The 16,807-nt window shown below is 60.6% G+C and carries 19 protein-coding genes and 1 pseudogene; 13 read left to right on the top strand and 7 right to left on the bottom strand.

Annotated features, from left to right (window positions below; translation table 11 throughout):
• Positions 1–1,035, bottom strand: a complete 1,035-nt coding sequence (locus RMO25_RS01955) for a 2-hydroxyacid dehydrogenase (protein ID WP_309660923.1) — start codon at positions 1,033–1,035, stop codon at positions 1–3.
• 10 nt (positions 1,036–1,045) lie between these two features.
• Positions 1,046–1,954 carry a universal stress protein gene (locus RMO25_RS01950; protein ID WP_309660922.1) on the bottom strand — a complete coding sequence of 303 codons (909 nt, stop codon included), beginning with the start codon at positions 1,952–1,954 and terminating at the stop codon, positions 1,046–1,048.
• 272 nt (positions 1,955–2,226) lie between these two features.
• Here RMO25_RS01950 and RMO25_RS01945 point away from each other — a divergent pair, with 272 nt between their 5' ends.
• The 5 genes and pseudogenes from RMO25_RS01945 (at position 2,227) to RMO25_RS13835 (ending at position 7,199) form a co-directional block, all read left to right on the top strand.
• On the top strand, positions 2,227–2,754 hold the full coding sequence (locus RMO25_RS01945; protein ID WP_309660921.1) for a pyridoxamine 5'-phosphate oxidase family protein: 528 nt from the start codon (positions 2,227–2,229) through the stop codon (positions 2,752–2,754).
• A 181-nt stretch (positions 2,755–2,935) separates the two neighbouring features.
• A complete protein-coding gene (locus RMO25_RS01940) occupies positions 2,936–5,455 on the top strand; it encodes a cation-translocating P-type ATPase (protein ID WP_309660920.1) in 2,520 nt (839 codons plus the stop codon).
• Positions 5,456–5,489: 34 nt separating this feature from the next.
• Positions 5,490–6,872, top strand: coding sequence for an MBL fold metallo-hydrolase (locus tag RMO25_RS01935; RefSeq protein ID WP_309660919.1), 1,383 nt, complete (start codon positions 5,490–5,492; stop codon positions 6,870–6,872).
• Positions 6,873–6,877: 5 nt separating this feature from the next.
• Positions 6,878–7,003: pseudogene (locus RMO25_RS01930) on the top strand (heavy metal-binding domain-containing protein); the annotation flags it as partial.
• Positions 6,984–7,199, top strand: coding sequence for a rhodanese-like domain-containing protein (locus RMO25_RS13835; protein WP_405051822.1), 216 nt, complete (start codon positions 6,984–6,986; stop codon positions 7,197–7,199). The pseudogene RMO25_RS01930 and the gene RMO25_RS13835, both read left to right, overlap by 20 nt.
• On the opposite strand, the gene RMO25_RS13830 is transcribed toward RMO25_RS13835, so the two are convergent.
• Both RMO25_RS13830 and RMO25_RS01925 read right to left on the bottom strand, forming a co-directional pair.
• Positions 7,163–7,513, bottom strand: coding sequence for a c-type cytochrome (locus RMO25_RS13830; protein ID WP_405051824.1), 351 nt, complete (start codon positions 7,511–7,513; stop codon positions 7,163–7,165). The genes RMO25_RS13835 and RMO25_RS13830 overlap by 37 nt on opposite strands.
• Positions 7,514–7,808: 295 nt before the next feature.
• On the bottom strand, positions 7,809–8,135 hold the full coding sequence (locus tag RMO25_RS01925; protein WP_309660918.1) for a TraR/DksA family transcriptional regulator: 327 nt from the start codon (positions 8,133–8,135) through the stop codon (positions 7,809–7,811).
• 133 nt (positions 8,136–8,268) lie between these two features.
• On the opposite strand from RMO25_RS01925, the gene RMO25_RS01920 reads away from it, so the two are divergent.
• From RMO25_RS01920 to RMO25_RS01905, 4 genes are all read left to right on the top strand, one after another.
• Positions 8,269–9,612 carry an erythromycin esterase family protein gene (locus RMO25_RS01920; protein WP_309660917.1) on the top strand — a complete coding sequence of 448 codons (1,344 nt, stop codon included), beginning with the start codon at positions 8,269–8,271 and terminating at the stop codon, positions 9,610–9,612.
• Between the two features lie 118 nt (positions 9,613–9,730).
• Positions 9,731–10,177 (top strand): CBS domain-containing protein, encoded by a 447-nt coding sequence (locus RMO25_RS01915; protein ID WP_309660916.1) that lies wholly within the window; start codon positions 9,731–9,733, stop codon positions 10,175–10,177.
• Positions 10,178–10,206: 29 nt separating this feature from the next.
• On the top strand, positions 10,207–10,857 hold the full coding sequence (locus tag RMO25_RS01910) for a BON domain-containing protein (RefSeq protein WP_309660915.1): 651 nt from the start codon (positions 10,207–10,209) through the stop codon (positions 10,855–10,857).
• Between the two features lie 57 nt (positions 10,858–10,914).
• Complete coding sequence (locus RMO25_RS01905; RefSeq protein ID WP_309660914.1) at positions 10,915–12,237, top strand: phosphoribosyltransferase; 1,323 nt, start codon at positions 10,915–10,917, stop codon at positions 12,235–12,237.
• A 629-nt stretch (positions 12,238–12,866) separates the two neighbouring features.
• Here RMO25_RS01905 and RMO25_RS01900 read toward each other — a convergent pair.
• Positions 12,867–13,082, bottom strand: a complete 216-nt coding sequence (locus RMO25_RS01900) for a hypothetical protein (RefSeq protein ID WP_309660913.1) — start codon at positions 13,080–13,082, stop codon at positions 12,867–12,869.
• Between the two features lie 99 nt (positions 13,083–13,181).
• Here RMO25_RS01900 and RMO25_RS01895 point away from each other — a divergent pair, with 99 nt between their 5' ends.
• Positions 13,182–13,886, top strand: a complete 705-nt coding sequence (locus RMO25_RS01895; RefSeq protein WP_309660912.1) for a VIT family protein — start codon at positions 13,182–13,184, stop codon at positions 13,884–13,886.
• Between the two features lie 9 nt (positions 13,887–13,895).
• A complete protein-coding gene (locus tag RMO25_RS01890) occupies positions 13,896–14,075 on the top strand; it encodes a hypothetical protein (RefSeq protein WP_309660911.1) in 180 nt (59 codons plus the stop codon).
• 340 nt (positions 14,076–14,415) lie between these two features.
• Here the strand turns inward: RMO25_RS01890 and RMO25_RS01885 are convergent, their stop codons facing one another.
• Both RMO25_RS01885 and RMO25_RS01880 read right to left on the bottom strand, forming a co-directional pair.
• The gene (locus tag RMO25_RS01885) at positions 14,416–14,571 is read right to left on the bottom strand and encodes a hypothetical protein (RefSeq protein WP_309660910.1); all 156 of its coding nucleotides are present in this window, start codon (positions 14,569–14,571) and stop codon (positions 14,416–14,418) included.
• A 197-nt stretch (positions 14,572–14,768) separates the two neighbouring features.
• Complete coding sequence (locus RMO25_RS01880) at positions 14,769–15,071, bottom strand: hypothetical protein (protein WP_309660909.1); 303 nt, start codon at positions 15,069–15,071, stop codon at positions 14,769–14,771.
• A gap of 426 nt (positions 15,072–15,497) precedes the next feature.
• On the opposite strand from RMO25_RS01880, the gene RMO25_RS01875 reads away from it, so the two are divergent.
• On the top strand, positions 15,498–15,776 hold the full coding sequence (locus RMO25_RS01875; protein WP_309660908.1) for a hypothetical protein: 279 nt from the start codon (positions 15,498–15,500) through the stop codon (positions 15,774–15,776).
• A 618-nt stretch (positions 15,777–16,394) separates the two neighbouring features.
• Positions 16,395–16,655 (top strand): recombinase family protein, encoded by a 261-nt coding sequence (locus RMO25_RS01870; protein ID WP_309660907.1) that lies wholly within the window; start codon positions 16,395–16,397, stop codon positions 16,653–16,655.
• The last annotated feature ends 152 nt before the right edge of the window (positions 16,656–16,807 follow it).

The following is a 16,807-nucleotide window of genomic DNA, read 5'->3' as shown; positions in this document are numbered from 1 at the left end:
CTACTTTGCGGGCACCAGCTGAGCAGCGTGCTGCACGGCCGGGATATCAGTCATCACCGGATGCAAGGGCCGGCCGGTCTGCTCGAAGCTGTCGAGGTTGGCAATTGTCGTTGCAGCGATATTGGTCAGCGCTTCGACTGTGAAGAAGCCTTGGTGGCCCGTAATCAGCACGTTCGGGAACGTCAGCAATCTCGCGAATTGATCATCCATGATGGCCTGATCCGAGCGATCTTCGAAGAACAGCGCGTCCTCTTCTTCGTAGACGTCGATGGCCAGGCCGGCGAGGCTCTGCCGCTTCAATGCGTCGACGACCGAGTGGGTGTCCACGACAGCGCCGCGGCTGGTGTTGATGAGGATTGCGCCTGCCTTCATCCGCGCAAGGGCCGCCGAATCGATGAGATGCCTGGTGCTCCTGTTCAGAGGACAATGCAGCGTCACGATGTCGGATTGCTCGAGCAATTCATGCGGGCCGACATACTCGACGCCCAGGCGCTCGCATTCCGACCGACGCACCGGATCGTGGGCGAGAACCTTGCACCCAAAGCCCGTGGCAATCCGGGCGACAACCGACCCGATGTTACCCGCGCCGACAATCCCGATTGTCTTGTCGACGAGATCGAAACCCATCAGACCGTCGAGCGAGAAATTGCCCTCCCGCACCCGGTTGTAGGCACGATGCACCTTTCTCACGAGCGACAGGATAAGTGCGAAGGTGTGCTCTGCGACGGCATGCGGGGAGTAGGTGGGCACTCTCGCGACAACGATTCCGTGTGACTTCGCAGCGACGACATCAACGTTGTTGAAGCCGGCCGCGCGCAACGCGATCAGACGAATGCCCATGTGTGCGAACGCCATGATCGTCGTGGCGTTCGCCTCGTCGTTCGCAAACAGACAAACGGCCGACGCGCCCTTCGCAAGTGCGGTGGTCGAAATCGTCAGCCTGCAATCCAGGTATCGGAGCTCATGCCGTCCGCCGTTCGCGGCTTCGAGGAACTGCCGATCATATGGTTTGGTGCTGTAAACCGCGACCTTCATTTTCCCAGTCTCAGTGAGCAATCACGAGGGAGAACGGACACTCCCTAAGCAGCGTCCGGGTTACGCCGCCGAAAAGATACTCGCCGATGCGCATGTGGCTGTAGCCCCCCATGACGATGTATGCCGCACCTGCACCCCGAGCCTGAGCGATGATCATGCCGGCGATCACGTCGTGGCCGAGGTCGCCAGTCGGGGAAGGCTCTGTCGCGAGTTCGGCATGCACCCCTTGGCGGGATAGATATTCGAGCAGCTTTGTCGCGGGGAACTGTTTCGCATCTGGCTTCTTTTCCAGGACTTGAAGCACTCGAACCTCGCTCGCCAACCTCAAGAGACCCAGAGATGCACGTACAGTATTGGCCGCTTCGAAGCTTCCATTCCAGGCGATCAGTGCCTTTCCAGTTGGATCGAATGCGCCGCGATCCGAACCCGGGATGAATAGCGGCGTGCGCGAGCGCTGCAAAAGATCACCGAGAAATCCGGCTGTCGGGCCGACGAAGTCCTGAGTAAGCGGATTGCGCGCCGTGATTAGCAAGTCAGCGAGCGCAGCTTGGCTGATCACCCTCGAGGCGACATTGCCCGTCACCTGCTCGTAGTCCCAACTAACGTCCTCTTTCGCGAGACGTTCTTCGACTTTGGTCTGTAATTCGACGTCACGCTCGTCGAGAGCCCTGATTATGTCATTCATTACGAAGACGCCGCCGAAGCTGTCAAACGCCACATAGGCTTCGATCGGCGTCACATGCAGGCAGCTCAGGTGCGCTGAGCAGCTACGCGCCAGGGCAAGGGCCGTCTCGATCCTCTCGCTGTGAAACTCGTCGTCGATGACGTGGAAAAGAATCGTTTTGATGCCCACGCCGACAGACTTGTCGGCCGCTGGCCTCGTTTGCCGATCCATCACTAGCTGTTGATCATTGCGCATTGTTTCTCTCCCTGCGAAGCTGCGTTACGACTGCCAGAGAGTCTTCCTCTTTCGTCAAGCGTTCGAAATGAGGAGTTTCCCTTAGCCGCCTGGCCGTCTTCAGCGAGCGATAAGCAGGGTGAAAAGGCACGCTTTGAGGAGCGAGCGGGTCACGCCGCCGAACAGGAGTCCTCCCGCTCTGCTGTGGCCGTAACCGCCCATTTCCCGAACCCTCTTATCATGGGTTAGACTAGGTCCCTTATGGGAAATTGCGTAGCGACCGGCTCACTCCATTGGGCGACAAGCAGCTGATGGAGCAGAAGGCTATCGATATCCTCGACAAGTACCGGCTGATGGCGGTCGCGACCCTGCGGCCGGACGGCTGGCCGCAGGCCACGATGGTCAGTTACGCGAACGAAGGGCTGCTGCTTTACTTTGTCGTCTCGCGAGCCAGTCAAAAATACGCGAATATCGTACGGGATAGCCGCGTCTCGATCGTCGTCGGCCGCGATTTCGAGGACCCTGCGCAAATCAAGGCGCTGTCCATAGCGGCCAACGCGTCTGAAGTCCGCGATCCCGAACAACGCGAGCGGGCAATCGATCTCGTCCTTCAGCGACATCCCGCGCTTGCAAAGCTGCCGAGGCCCGCTCTTGGCCATTCAGCCGTTATGCGTGCCTACTGCAGCGTCGTGACGATTCTCGACTATTCGAAGGGCTTCGGTCACGCCGATCTCCTGACGGTAAGTCCGGGCGGCGTCGAAATGACGCCCGCACGCGAAGATGACTGGGGGTTTATGGCCGCCGCGGCAGCTGAAAGCTGAGTCGGTATTCTTACGTATTCCGCTACTCGCGACGGACCGCGAAAGAGGAGCGGCCTTCCGGAGATTCCTCGCTCCCCAGCCCTCTTTCTCCGGAAGGCATTCAACTCAACGCGCCTGTCCGATCGTGAGCCTCCGTGGTTTTCCGTAAAGCATCAACGCGGCCTTGCAGCTAACTAGTACAATGGCAGACAAAGTGCAGCTTTCCGGACTGACCCAGCAGGAAGCTGCACGGCGGCTCGCGCAATACGGACCCAACATCATTGCTGCCCCAACGCGCAGAACCTTGGGTCGGATCGCTCGTGAAACGCTGCGCGAGCCCATGTTTCTTCTGCTACTGGCAGCAGCGGCGCTCTATCTGATCTTCGGCGACCTGGCGGAGGGTGTATTTCTGTCCGCAGGGGCAATGCTCTCTCTTGCTCTGGTGGTCGTGCAGGAGGCCCGTAGCGAAAGAGCGCTCCAGGCTCTGAATGAACTAGCCGAGCCCAAGGCGCGCGTCTTGAGGGACGGGATTGCCCGGACAATTGCCGCGCAGGGGATTGTGCCTGGCGACGTTGTGCTCATAGCCGAGGGAACTCGAGTCCCGGCAGATGGAATTCTTCTCGAGGGGGATGCCCTCGAGGTGGACGAGTCGGCGCTTACGGGCGAGGCAGCCGCGTCTACAAAAATTCCACTGGAATCAGGCGAACCCCACGCGACTGAGGTTGAGCCGGGAGAGCCGAGAAGCTTTGCCTTATTTGCTTCGACACTCGTGCTTCGCGGTCAGGGGCTGGTCGAAATCACCTCTACCGGCACGGCATCGAGAGTCGGGAAGATAGGGAATGCGCTCCACGACATTCGAGAGCAGCCGACCCTGGTCCAACGGGATATTCGCTGGCTCGTCAGCCGCATAGGCGTCGCGGCGATATTCTTCTGCCTGATGGTCGCGCTCGCGTACGGTCTAATTCGGCACGATTGGTTTCAAGGGGCGCTTAGCGGACTCACGCTCGCGATTTCATTGATCCCGGAAGAATTCCCCATGGTCCTCGTCATCTTCATGGCGATTGGGGCATGGCGGCTCGCCCAGCATAAAGTTCTCGTGCGTCGCTCGGCCGTCATCGAAACGTTGGGTGCTACGACGATGCTTTGCGTCGATAAGACGGGCACCATCACCGAGAATCGAATGGCTCTTCGGAGGGTCTGGCGGGCAGGGGCAGTGCACGACATGAACGACGACCTGCTCGCAGAACCACGCGTTGTGATCAAAGCCGCCCAACTCGCTTCCGCCGTCCGGCCGCAGGACCCGATGGATATTGCGGTGCACACCGCAGCCGGTCCGCGCGATGGTTCCGAACTTGTTCGATCCTATCCGCTCAGGCCCGAGTTCCTCGCGGTCGTGCAGGTGTGGAAGAATGCCCAGTCCGACGGCCTTGTCTACGCCGCGAAAGGGGCACCCGAGACGATCCTGGATCTTTGCCACCTAGACGAGGACAGCCGAGCCGAGGCGGAAAGCGCCATCCATGCCATGGCGGCAGCGGGAATGCGTGTATTGGGCGTCGCGACAGCGCAAGCCAAGGAGGATGGGCTCCACCCCGATGAGGCCCATTACGACTTTGAAGGCCTCTTAGGTTTCGAAGACCCCGTGCGTGCTGACGTGCGGGCGGCCCTAGATCTTGCACGGCAAGCTCGAGTGAGCATCGCAATGATCACAGGAGACTATGCCGCGACCGCCTTGGCGGTGGCGCGCGAAGCGGGCATTGACACGAATGCCGGTGTCTTGACCGGCGCCGAAGCCGAAAACGCACCCAATATCTCGAACGTACGGGTTTTCGCGCGCGTGATGCCCGAACAGAAGCTCAGTCTCGTTCGCCGCTTCCAGGAACTTGGCCATGTCGTGGCGATGACGGGCGACGGCGTAAACGATGCGCCGGCCCTCGCGGCGGCGGACGTTGGAATAGCGATGGGCCTGCGCGGCACCGATGTTGCACGGGAAGCGGCGGACCTCATCCTGCTCGATGACCGCTTCGCATCGATTGTGAGCGGTATCAGCCTCGGGCGACGGATCTTTGTAAATCTTCGCCGAGCCATGACCTACATCGCCGCCATCCACATTCCAGTCGCTGCGCTGGCCCTTCTGCCTCTCCTGCTTGGACTGCCACCGATGCTCTATCCCATGCATCTCGTTCTGCTCGAACTCATCATCGATCCGCTCTGCTCGATCGTGTTCGAGGCCGAGCCGAGCGAAGCTGACGCGATGAGACAACCACCGCGGCGGTCAGACGAACCATTGTTTGGTTCAGCTCAGATCGCGCTTGCCGTGGTTCAGGGATTAATTCTGCTGGCGGGTGTGCTCGGGCTGTATGCATGGCTGAATCATAGCGGAGTTAGCGAGGGCCATGCCCGGACGGCAGCCTTCATCGCTCTCGTGAGCGGGCATATGTCTCTTGCGGCGTCCATGCTCATGAGCAAGGAACGGGGTCTGATTGGAGCGCATCGGCGCATGTTCTGGCTGATACTGGCAGCCGCTTCCGGCCTGTTGGCGATGACCCTCACAGTTCCAGCCGTCATAGAAATCATGCGGTTTGCAAAGCCGAGTTCCAGCGAATTGTTCGGCGGACTCGTCATCGGGCTGCTTTGCGGCGGATGGTATGCGGCGCGCTTTGTGATGACGCCAAGGGTCACGACCAGCGTGAGCGCAGCCGTCTCGACCCGAACGAGCCTCTAATTTGAAGAACATTGTTGCAACTCAGGAGACTGACATGCACACTCTGACGTTCCTGGGCGCGGCGGGCACAGTCACCGGTTCAAAGTATCTGCTCGAATTGGGTGGACGACGGCTGCTCGTCGACTGCGGATTGTTTCAGGGTCCGCGGGATCTGCGTGAGCGCAACTGGCAGCATCTTGTTGTTCCTGCCTCATCGATTGACGCTGTGGTTTTGACGCACGCGCATCTCGACCACAGTGGTTACCTGCCCAGGTTGGTCCGCGAAGGTTTCGCAGGTCCGATCTACGCCACCGGCGCCACGTCAGATGTCGCACGTTTGATCCTTCTCGACAGCGCGCACCTGCAGGAAAAGGACGCCGAATTCGCCAACCGGCACGGATTCAGCCGGCACAAGCCTGCGATGCCCCTCTACTCCACCAAAGACGCCGAGCGCGCTTTGGGGCAGTTCCAATCGGTCGCATGGCATGATCCGCTGGAGTTGGGCGAAGGAACTTCGCTCTTATTCCGGCGCGCCGGCCACATCTTGGGAGCCGCAACGGTCGAGCTGAAAATGCACGGGCAGACGATCGTATTCTCCGGTGACCTTGGCCGCTTCAACGATCCCATCATGGTCGATCCAGAGCGGGTCGATCACGCCGACTACCTAATCGTCGAGTCGACTTACGGCGACCGCATCCATCCAAACGTCGATCCTGAAGCGATGCTAAAGGACGTCATCGACCGGACCGTCCGTCGTGGCGGCACGGTGGTAATTCCGTCCTTCGCGATCGGCCGCACGCAGTCTTTGCTCTATCAGCTGTGGCTGCTCAAGATGACCGGCGAGATTCAGCTCGTTCCCATCTATGTGGACAGTCCGATGGCGATTAACGCAACTGATCTTATGTCGGCGCACATGGACGACCACCGCCTGCAACCGCTTGCCTGCCACGAGGCCTTCTCGATGGCCACCTACGTGCGCGATACCGATGGCTCCAAGATGCTGTCCGCCAGCAGGATGCCCAAGGTGATCATCTCCGCCAGCGGAATGGCGACAGGCGGCCGCGTGCTGCATCACATCAAGGCATTCGGGCGGGACCCGCGCAACACCATCCTGTTCGCAGGATTCCAGGCTCCCGGGACCCGCGGCCGGGCCCTCGTCGATGGAGTGCGCGACGTGAAGATCCACGGCGATTGGATCGAAATTCGCGCGGAAATCGCCGACCTCACCATGCTGTCAGCGCACGCGGACTCAAATGAGTTGTTGCGATGGGTGAGCGGCTTTACTTCGCCACCGAAGAAAACCTTTGTCGTTCATGGCGAGCCCGCCTCGTCGGCCGCACTGCGCGACCGGGTCGAGGCTGAACTCGGCTGGAGTTGCGTGATTCCGAAAATGGGCGACGTCTTCGAGTTCGACCATTCGGCAACAAGGCTGACGTGACGGTGCAAGCCACCATCTGGACGTGCCCGATGCACCCGCAGATCCGGTGGGATCATACTGGCAATTGCCCCATTTGCGGTATGGCCGTGGAGCCATCGGCGCCGACTTTCGATGAAGAGCCCAACCGCGAGCCAAAAGGATCGGCCAATCATCCTGTACGGCGCCTCGGGCGGCCGTTCCGCGCTCGCGGGAAAAACACTCCAAGAGATGGGCTACACCGAAGTGTACAACCTTAGCTTCAAGGACGCTGTCGACGCGAGTTTTCCAAACGAACCTGTATACCGTTGCCATTACGGCGAACTGCGCGGAAGCCCTGCTCGAATATAAGCAATAACCGACCAGATCTCCCTATCGGACAGAGTTCGTTTGAATGCAGGCATATCCGATTCGAAAGGTCGGCCGCCCTCAGCGATTGTCCAATACATGTAAGGCTCCGAACGAGCCTTTGGGGTGCGCTCGAGCCACTCCAAGTCGGCCGGGGCTGGAACCAGTGCGAAGGCCTCTGGTCCGCCTCCTTGTCCACTCCAACCGTGACATGCGGAGCAATGCCGCTCGAATACAACCGCGCCCGTCCGCAGTTTCGCGCTCGTATCGGGCAATCGGTCCCTCGAGGCCCTGTATGGGATCGGAATCCCGTTCATGACGACGTGCTGTTTCCGCACAATGTTTGCTGCCCAGCGCGGTGGCCCCTGATCTGACTGCGCGGCCATCGCCGCAAGCGGCACGCCAACAAGCGTCAATGCCAAGGCAATTCGGATCAACTGCGGGCCTTTCCCCTGGTGAAACGCCACTTCCGCCGGGCTCGGCAGCATGGCACCGCATGTATATGTCGGCCCTTGCAGACGGCAGGATACGTAGTTCACCCGATCGCTTTACCGTCGGCGCCAATCGAGCGGTCGCGAGCGGCGCCGTCAAGGCGTTAGAACCAAACCACTGTCACTCTGCCTCGCGCGCGCAGTTGATGCAAAGGGCCGCCTCCGGTCTGGCCTCCAGGCGAGCCACTACGATTTCCTCGCCGCAGCGCACGCATTCGCCGTAACCGCCATCTTCGATCCGCGCCAAGGCCTGCTTCACCGATGCGATCTCCCGCTCAAGCAGTGTCGCCTGGCCTTCGAGCGAGGCGTCATCCTCCATCTCGACGGCGCGCTCGGAAGAATCAGGATTGAGTGGCTGCTCAAGGTCCTCGCCAATCCGCTGCTCCCGTCCCTGCAGTTCGGTGAGCATCCTGTTCAAATGGACCTTGGCGGCGGCAGTGTTGGGCATTGACGGGCACTCCTCTTGAGATGGCTTGCACGAATAACGGCAGCGCCGGCCAGCTGGCATCCGTATCCTTGCGTAGAGACGGCGACGGTTTGCCGGCTAAATTGGCGCTCACTTGGAAATCCACGGTGGCCTTATGAGAATCGTAACGCATCCCGAGGTCGGCAAGGTCCAGAAGCCGGATCAGTTGGCCGCTGCCCTGCTACCGCATCTGGAGCCCCTGCCGCCGCCGGAAAGCGCTGAGGAATTTGGCGCCTTCTTTGATCGCTTTGCTGATGCAAATGTCGTCTTGTTGGGCGAAGCTACTCACGGCACGTCGGAATTCTATCGCGCCCGGGCGGCGATCACGCGCCGGCTGATCGAGAAGCATGGCTTCACGGTTGTTGCCGTCGAAGCCGACTGGCCGGATGCGGCACGGATCGACGGTTATGTCCGGCACCACGCGAAGCGACCGCGGCGCGGTGACTCTTTCGTGCGATTTCCAACCTGGATGTGGCGCAATGTCGAACTGCTGGCATTTGCCGACTGGCTGCGCGGCTACAATGAGGGCAAGTCATCGGAGCGGCAGGCCTCGTTCCACGGGCTCGACGTCTACAGCCTGAGCGAATCGATACACGCCGTCATCTCCTATCTGGACCGCGTCGACCCGCAGGCATCGGAGCGCGCCCGCTACCGCTACGGCTGCCTGTCTCCGTGGCAGGAGGATCCGGCGAAATATGGACAGGCCGTGGTTCACGGCGGTCTCGACCCGTGCGAGGCGAATGTCGCTGAGCAGCTCAAGGAGATGCTCGCAAACAGGCTGGACTGGATCGACCAGGATGGCGAGTCCTGGTTCGACGCGGCCCAGAATGCCCGCATCGTTCGCGCGGCCGAGCGCTATTACCGGATCATGTATCAGGGCTCCAACGAGTCCTGGAACTTGCGTGACCGGCACATGTTCGACACGCTTCAGGCGATCGTCGCGCAGCGCGGATTTGGGACCAAGGCCGTCGTCTGGGCCCATAACAGCCATGTCGGCAATGCCGCCGCGACCGCAATGGGCTGGCGAGGCCAGTTCAACATCGGCGAGCTCGCCCGGATCGCCTATGGCGACGGCGCCGTGCTCGTCGGTTTTGGCACGGATACCGGAACGGTTGCGGCCGCGAGCGACTGGGGCGCCGACATGGAGATCAAGTCGGTTCGCGCCGCGCGCGCCGACAGTTACGAGCATGTCTTTCGGCGCACGGGCGTGGCGCGGAGCCTCACGGAGTGGCGCAGCCCTGATCGTTCCCAGCTCAGGGAAATGCTTCGCGAGCCGCGGCTCGAACGGGCGATCGGCGTGATCTACCGGCCGGAAACAGAGCTCTACAGCCATTATTTCGAGGCCGTTCTGTCGGAGCAGTTCGACTGCTGGATATGGTTCGAGCAAACCCACGCCGTCACGCCGCTCGGTCACGAAAGGCCTCACGGGGCTCCCGAGACCTATCCCTTCGGCCTCTAGCCCCGGAAGATCGAGGGGCCGGCCGGTCCAGGGCGGTGGCCCGGGCGACCTAGGGATATTTCCGTAAAGCGGACTGCTGCAGGACCTGCGATTTTCCAGAGCGTCCAAGGAGGATGCGATGAAAATCAAAGACATCATGAGCAAGTCGGTCGACTCGATCGACTCCACGAACACCATTGCCGATGCGGCGCGTCGAATGGCCGAGAACGACCTGGGTGCGCTTCCCATCCTCAGCGACGGCAAGCTCGTCGGGATCGTAACCGATCGCGACATTGCGGTCCGCGGCGTAGCGGCCGGAATTTCCACAGACGCGCCCGTGCGCCGGGTCATGAGCGAGAACGTCGATACGTGCTCGCCGGAGGACAGTATCGAAACCGTCCTCGCCCTCATGTCGCGTGAGCAGATCCGGCGCATGCCGGTCTGCAACGGTCGCGACGAGGTCGTCGGGATGGTGGCGCTGGCGGACTTGGCCAAGCACGACCCCGACAAAAAGGAGGTCACTGAAGCACTCGCCGACATCTGCGAGCCAAGCGGCCTGCACTGCCAGGCCCCCGTGTTTGCGTAACGCAACAACCAGTCAAAAGGAGAATTGTGATGAAAAGCGACAGTCAGCTTCAGCAAGACGTGATGGACGAGCTGAAATGGGAACCGGGAGTTGATCACGAGCAGATCGGCATCTCAGCCAAGGACGGGGTCGTCACCCTTTCGGGCGTTGTCGGCAGCTATTCGGAGAAGCTGTTGGCGGAGAAAACGGCGCGGCGGGTAAAGGGCGTTCGCGCTCTCGCCGAGGATCTTGCCGTGCGGTACCCCTACCAAAGCAAGACGACCGACTCCGAGATCGCCAAACGCGTCGCCGATGTGATCGAGTGGGATTCGCTGGTCCCGCACGACAAGATCAACGTAACCGTCGAAGATGGCGCCGTCCGACTTCGGGGCGACGTGGAGTGGAATTACCAGAAGGATCTCGCCTTCAAGGACGCATCCAAGATCACCGGCGTGCTGCGCGTCGATAATTGGATCAACGTCAAGCCGTCGGTGAGCACCGGCGACGTGAAGCAGCGAATCGAGCAGGCGTTCGAGCGCCAGGCGGATCTGGAGGCGGAGAAGATCAAGGTCCGCGCCGACGGGCATAAGATCACCCTCGAAGGGACCGTGACCACTTGGGGCAAGCGGGGCATCGCCGAACGCGCCGCATGGGCCGCGCCCGGCGTCTCGCAGATCGAAGACAAGTTGATCGTTGCCTGAACTTGAAAAGCGCGGCGGCGGGCGTGCCCCGCCGCCGCGGTCGCTTCGGAGGCTCGAATGGCCCCTGCACAAACCCAGCCCACACGCATGATCGTCGGGCCACATCATCTGGAGGGGCTGCTTGGTTCGCCAGCCAGTCCCAAGGGTCTGGTCATCTTCGCCCACGGCAGCGGCAGCGGCAGGTTCAGCCCGCGCAACAATCATGTCGCCCGTCGCCTGGAGCATGAGGGTTTCGCGACGCTGCTCCTCGATCTTCTCAGTTCCGAAGAGGAAGCGGATCGCCGCAACGTGTTTGATATCGAGCTGCTTGCTTCCCGGCTTGTCGAGGCGACCGAATGGGCAAGAGCGACGCCGGAGATTGCGCGATTGCCCATTGGCTTTTTCGGAGCGAGCACCGGCGGCGGCGCGGCGCTCGTGGCCGCGGCAATGGACCCCGAGCATGTTTCCGCGGTCGTCTCCAGAGGCGGCCGTCCAGACCTTGCCGGCAATGCGCTCTCGTCGGTCGAGGCGCCGACTCTGCTCCTCGTCGGCAGCCGCGACGAGCACGTGCTCGAGCTCAACCGCTGGGCGATGCAGAATATGCGGTGCACGGTCGAACTCTCGATCGTCCCTGGCGCCTCGCATCTGTTCGAGGAGCTCGGCACGCTCGACGAGGTTGTCGCACGGGCGACACGGTGGTTCGGAACGTACCTCAACGCGGGCGACCGTAATCCAGTCGAGCTGCCCTTCCCCAATCGCCGGGCGGCGGGGCGTCTGCTTGCCGGGCAGCTGCTCAAGTTCAAGGATGCACACCCGTTGATCCTGGCGCTTCCGCGCGGCGGCGTTCCGGTGGCCTATGAGGTCGCAGAGCGGCTAAACGCCGATCTCGACCTGTTGCTCGTTCGAAAGCTTGGTGCTCCGCATCACCCGGAATTCGGCATCGGAGCAGTGATCGACGGCGACAACCCGCAGATCCTCATCAATCGGGACGTCGTGGGCCAACTCGCCGTTCCGTCCGGCTACATCCACAACGAGGCGCACCGCCAGTTTAGGGAAATTGAACGCAGGCGAGAGCAGTATCTGGGCGGACGCAAACCCATTCCGGTCACGGGCAGGACAGTGATCGTGGTCGATGATGGGATCGCCACCGGAAGCACGGTTCGAGCGGCGCTTCGCGCGATCCGGCAGAAGAATCCCGCCAAGCTGATCCTGGCCGTTCCAGTCGGAGCTCCCGACAGCTTGCTATCGTTGAACAGCGAGTGCGATGAAGTGGTCTGCCTTATCACACCGGACCCGTTTCACGCTGTCGGCGCTCATTATGATGATTTCACCCAGACAACTGACGAGGAGGTGAAACGGCTGCTCGACGATCGCGCGATTCAGCTTGCTGAAGCGGAGTGATCGTCGGGCCCATAACGCTCCTCGCAGGTGCCACTGAACGCAGCCACACTGCCCCACGAGCCCTCGATGCGGTCAAGGATCTTCTTCGTAGAACGGTTGAACTCAAGCTCTTTTTTCACTCGTATGTCCTGGTTCATCGACCGGACCTCGCCTCCATATGCAGCAAATCTCCTGTCGATCGAAACTCGCCCGGTGCCCCACCGGACAAACCGACCGGCTTGGGAATCCCAATTCTCCAGCGCAGACGCTTGAGGATCCAATCGGTAGATTCTGTTGACTGAGCGCTTGACGGGTTGAGCGTCGACAACCTCGTCGCCTCGACACTCAAGCTGCAGTACATCTCTGTTGCCGCGCGATCCGCACGCTGCAAGCAGAATTTCCAGTGACAGCCCCGCAAAAGCCATCCGGCGAGCTACGCGTGTCATGGCTTAACCTCTCCCGTTTTGTGGAACTATCGGACGGCTCTCGATCCAAAGACTATCCGCAGCATTACCTAATGCGCGCCGTCTCAAAGGGGCTCAGTATCGGACAGTTGCAGTGCCGGCGAACAACCACACGTGGCGAGGCTGGCGGTGTATTGCTTTAGACAGGTTCAACAGCTCGAGGGTCCAATGCGCCGAGATGACTATTCATACTTTCGCCGCCGCGTTGCTGAGGAGGAGGAGGCCGCGCGCAACGCTGCGGGTCCCGAGGCGCGGGAGCGGCACAAAGAATTCGCCGACGCGTACCGACTTCGCTGCAGCCTGATAGACGAGCCACTTAGCGAAGGTGCCGAACGGTACGTCGACGTCGACCCCCTGGCGCGCGACGCCGCTGAGCCGTCGCTTTATCGTTTCGCCGGGCATATCGCTTCCGGCCTGGGCGGATCACGAGGGAGGCCAGAGGCCCCAGTAAAGATCGACGAGCATGCTTAAGCTCGCTTCAATCAATTAGCGCAATCTGCCGTGAGCCGACTTCACGTCCACGCTGAACGCCATGCGGCCTCGAGAATTGGCTGGTTGCGCGCGGCGGTGCTCGGAGCCAATGACGGCATCGTATCCACGGCAAGCCTGATCGTGGGCGTCGCGGCATCGAACGCAACTCAATCGACCATACTTATTGCCGGCATTGCGGCATTGTTCGCAGGCGCGATGTCGATGGCCGCGGGTGAATACGTCTCGGTAAGCTCGCAAGCGGATACCGAGAAAGCAGATCTTGCTCGCGAAGATCGCGAATTGACGCAGCGACCGGATCTCGAGCTGGAAGAGCTGACACGGATTTACGAAATGCGTGGCGTCGAACATGAAACTGCGCGTGCCGTCGCCGATCAAATGATGGCACGCGACGCATTGGGTGCGCATGCGCGCGACGAGCTAGGTTTATCCGCGACGATGACCGCTCGTCCCTTGCAGGCGGCGACAGCCTCTGCCCTGACTTTCACCGCTGGCGCTGCAGCGCCGCTACTCGTCGTGTCTTTGGCGCCTCCCGCGATGCTGGTTCCGGCCGTCGCAATTGTCTCGATCATCTGCCTTTCAGTGCTTGGCGGGCTCGGCGCCCGCGCCGGTGGGGCTCCGCTCGGTCCTTCCGTGTTACGGGTGACCTTTTGGGGTGCGCTTGCGATGGCAGTGACCGCAGGGGTCGGTCGTCTGTTCGGCGCGGTGGTGGGATAGGAAAAAGCAATGAGCGTGGAAAACGACGCGATCCGAATCCTCGACGCGCACAGGATCATGGCTGTCTCGACGCAACGTCCCGATGGCTGGTCGCAAACGACGTTTGTGGGTTACGCCAATGTCGATGGTGAACGGATCACGGCCGATGGGAACGATGATTGGGGATCATGCGCCGCGCATGAGGCGTGACCGATTGAGCGTCACCACAGTAGCAAGGAGTTGCCAGCGAGTTCCATCAGACATCGGGAAATTTCGGATGGCGGGCGACTCTCCTACGCCGCACTCATTGCGGAGGTGGAGCACAGGATGATCGAGTGGCTGAACGACTAAATCGCGCCATTCTGTTTCATCGCAACGAGCTCGTCGCGCCACCGATGACGCGTGCGTGCGAAGATCGCACATTCGAGATTCCGCCGGCGCTTTATCTTCTGACGGCTTTTCTATTCTTCGGCTTCGTCTGTGTGCTGAGCTTCGCGGCGCCGGCCGCGACTTCAACCGTTGCAAGCGCAGCTTAAGAAGTGAGTGTTGATCAGTGCTTTGGTTGTGGCGGCGCCAGTTTCTCTATCCCTGCTCCGTGACCCATATGCTGCATCATCTTCGACATCATGTCGCGGCACTGGCCCATATGCTCCACCATTCTTTTACGCATGGCAGGGTCGGCCATCTTCACGTCCATGTCTTTCATCCCTTCCATCCCTTTCATCGCATCAGCAGCTGGCTTCTGCGCTGACGGGGTTGGGTGCTCGTGTTGCGTCGCTTGAACGGCCGCTTGCGCACCTGCGGCCGTAACGGCCAGCCCGACTGCAAAGCCGATCGCTGCTGATTAGAAGTTGATCTTCATCATCTTGTCCTTTGAATAGGTGATTCATGCCCGAACTGTGGTTAGCGACGGTCAAGGCCCGCGAACAGGTTATAGAGGCCGGCAATCATGCCTCCCGACAGAAGGCCGAACAGCAGCGACCAAATGCCGCCTTCAACCAATGCCTGGATCGATTGAGTCTCGGCATCGGTGAACAAGCTGATGTAAACGTGGGTGGGGCTCGCGAACGATATGAACGTTCCGAGCCAGCATAGTACGAAAATCAGACCGGCTGCCGCTCCTGTTGTAGCGGCCAGACGAACGACTCCGATGTGACTCGTGGAACGCTGCTTGATGGTCGTCTGCGGGACTTGAGCGGTTGCCATGATTGCCTCCATTCGATCGGCGAATGTGCCGACTTTAAGAAGACACCATGGGCCCACTGCCGCTGCCAATCTCTAGGTGATACTCCATAGCGCGGCTTCCGCGCCGAACGGCAGTGAGCTTTCGGTGGACTAGGGGAATCTACGTATATGAGCGCACCGCCAGGAGGAGCATAAGTCAACTGTCGCCGGAGAGTAACATCCGAGGCGGCCGGGAGACCGGAAGCAGTGAAAGCTGCTTTCGGTCTTTTCCGTTGGTACTCGTGGCGGATATCCCCAATGGGGAAGTTGGACACAGCTCAAGAGTTCGAGCCGTCATAGCCCTTCGACAGTCTGAAAGAGGTCGCGCACGCATCAGGATACGCAGGATTGCGTATCCAAGCTCATCCTCGCCTGTCCTAAGGGCTGGTGCGGAAAGGAGATCCAGCTATGGCGACTATGACCTCCGATCGGATCGACGGGGCGCGCGTGCTCCGCTTCGGGCTTGCCGGCGGGATAGCAGCGGCACTGGTCTTTGTTGGTTTGTGGGCTGCCGCGCAGCTTCCGATTGGACCATCAGATCTGATCGTAAATCTGTTCACAACGCGTGGACCTGCCAGCACTGACGGCTTGCAGGAAGGCGTCCTTTATGCAGCCCTGCTGGGCTTCTTTTGCGGTGCGACTGTCGACCTGGTGTATGAGGGTCTTCGCTGGATCGAGAATCGCTGACGCCCGCAATGGGTCGTTAGCGAAAATCGGGCTGGAGCCCGCGACAACCCATCTTATGTGAAGCGGAGTTCGAACCCCCCTTAGTCGCGGCTTCGCACGGCGACGGCGCCTGCCGCTAAATCCGAGACGGGCGAGCGAGTCCGCGAGTTCGGTCGATCAGTCGATCGGCGCTTCTGGCCCATAAGCCGACCGTTTTGGCTCGGATCCCAGCAGGTCATCAATGAGCGCAGTCGCGTTTACGAGGGCCGCCCTTATTTGAAGTAGGTCGGCTCCGACTAAGTGTTGATGCCTGCCGGCAAGGCTCAAGACGGTCGACAACACAATGTCAGACTCGCGGGCGAGTTGGATCAAATGACCCCCGCTCGGTCCGAAGCAGCCGCTGAGCCAGTTCTTCGCTGTCCTGTCGCTAGCGCCCGTCCAGCGCATGAGCGTCTTCGTCGCGCGGTGGCTCTGACCCAGTTCAGTACGGAGGGCGTCGGCAATTGAGGAAGCGTACTCACCATTGCAGGATACGAAACCTTCAGGAAACTTGTTGCCCGTCTTTGGAAACATCTTTCCGGCTCCCCTGCGCTAAAGCGCCCGGTTTCAACAAAGGCACTTGCGACCTCCGAGGCGCTGATGGTCATTAAATGGGATCAACCTGACAGTTCGGGCGAGTCGGCCGTCACTTTAATTCGAGCGGCTCAATACGTTCGTATGTCCACCGAGCATCAGAAATACTCTACGGACAATCAGTCAGCGGCCATCCGAAAGTACGCAGCGACGCGTGGCTTCGAGATCGTCAGGACTTACGCCGACGAGGGAAAGAGTGGCCTTAAACTGGACGGCCGGGACGCTCTCAAAGGGCTAACCGTCGCTTGCCGTTCCTGCGGTCACTAGTTCAAGGTCCGTTTAGCGCCCATCCCAGTCGCTACGGCACGGCTAGCCCAAGCCCGAAAGCGGACCTTCCGATCTCATACTGCTCATGTCCGTTTTCGACCCATTGCGGACATTAAAAGCCTAGGTTCGCTTTCGACGCTTGCGTACATTAG

The organism is Sphingomonas sp. (assembly GCF_031361285.1).
GTDB lineage: Bacteria > Pseudomonadota > Alphaproteobacteria > Sphingomonadales > Sphingomonadaceae > Sphingomicrobium.
Note: the sequence above shows the minus strand (reverse complement) of the source record. Positions and strands in the feature narration are given on the sequence as shown.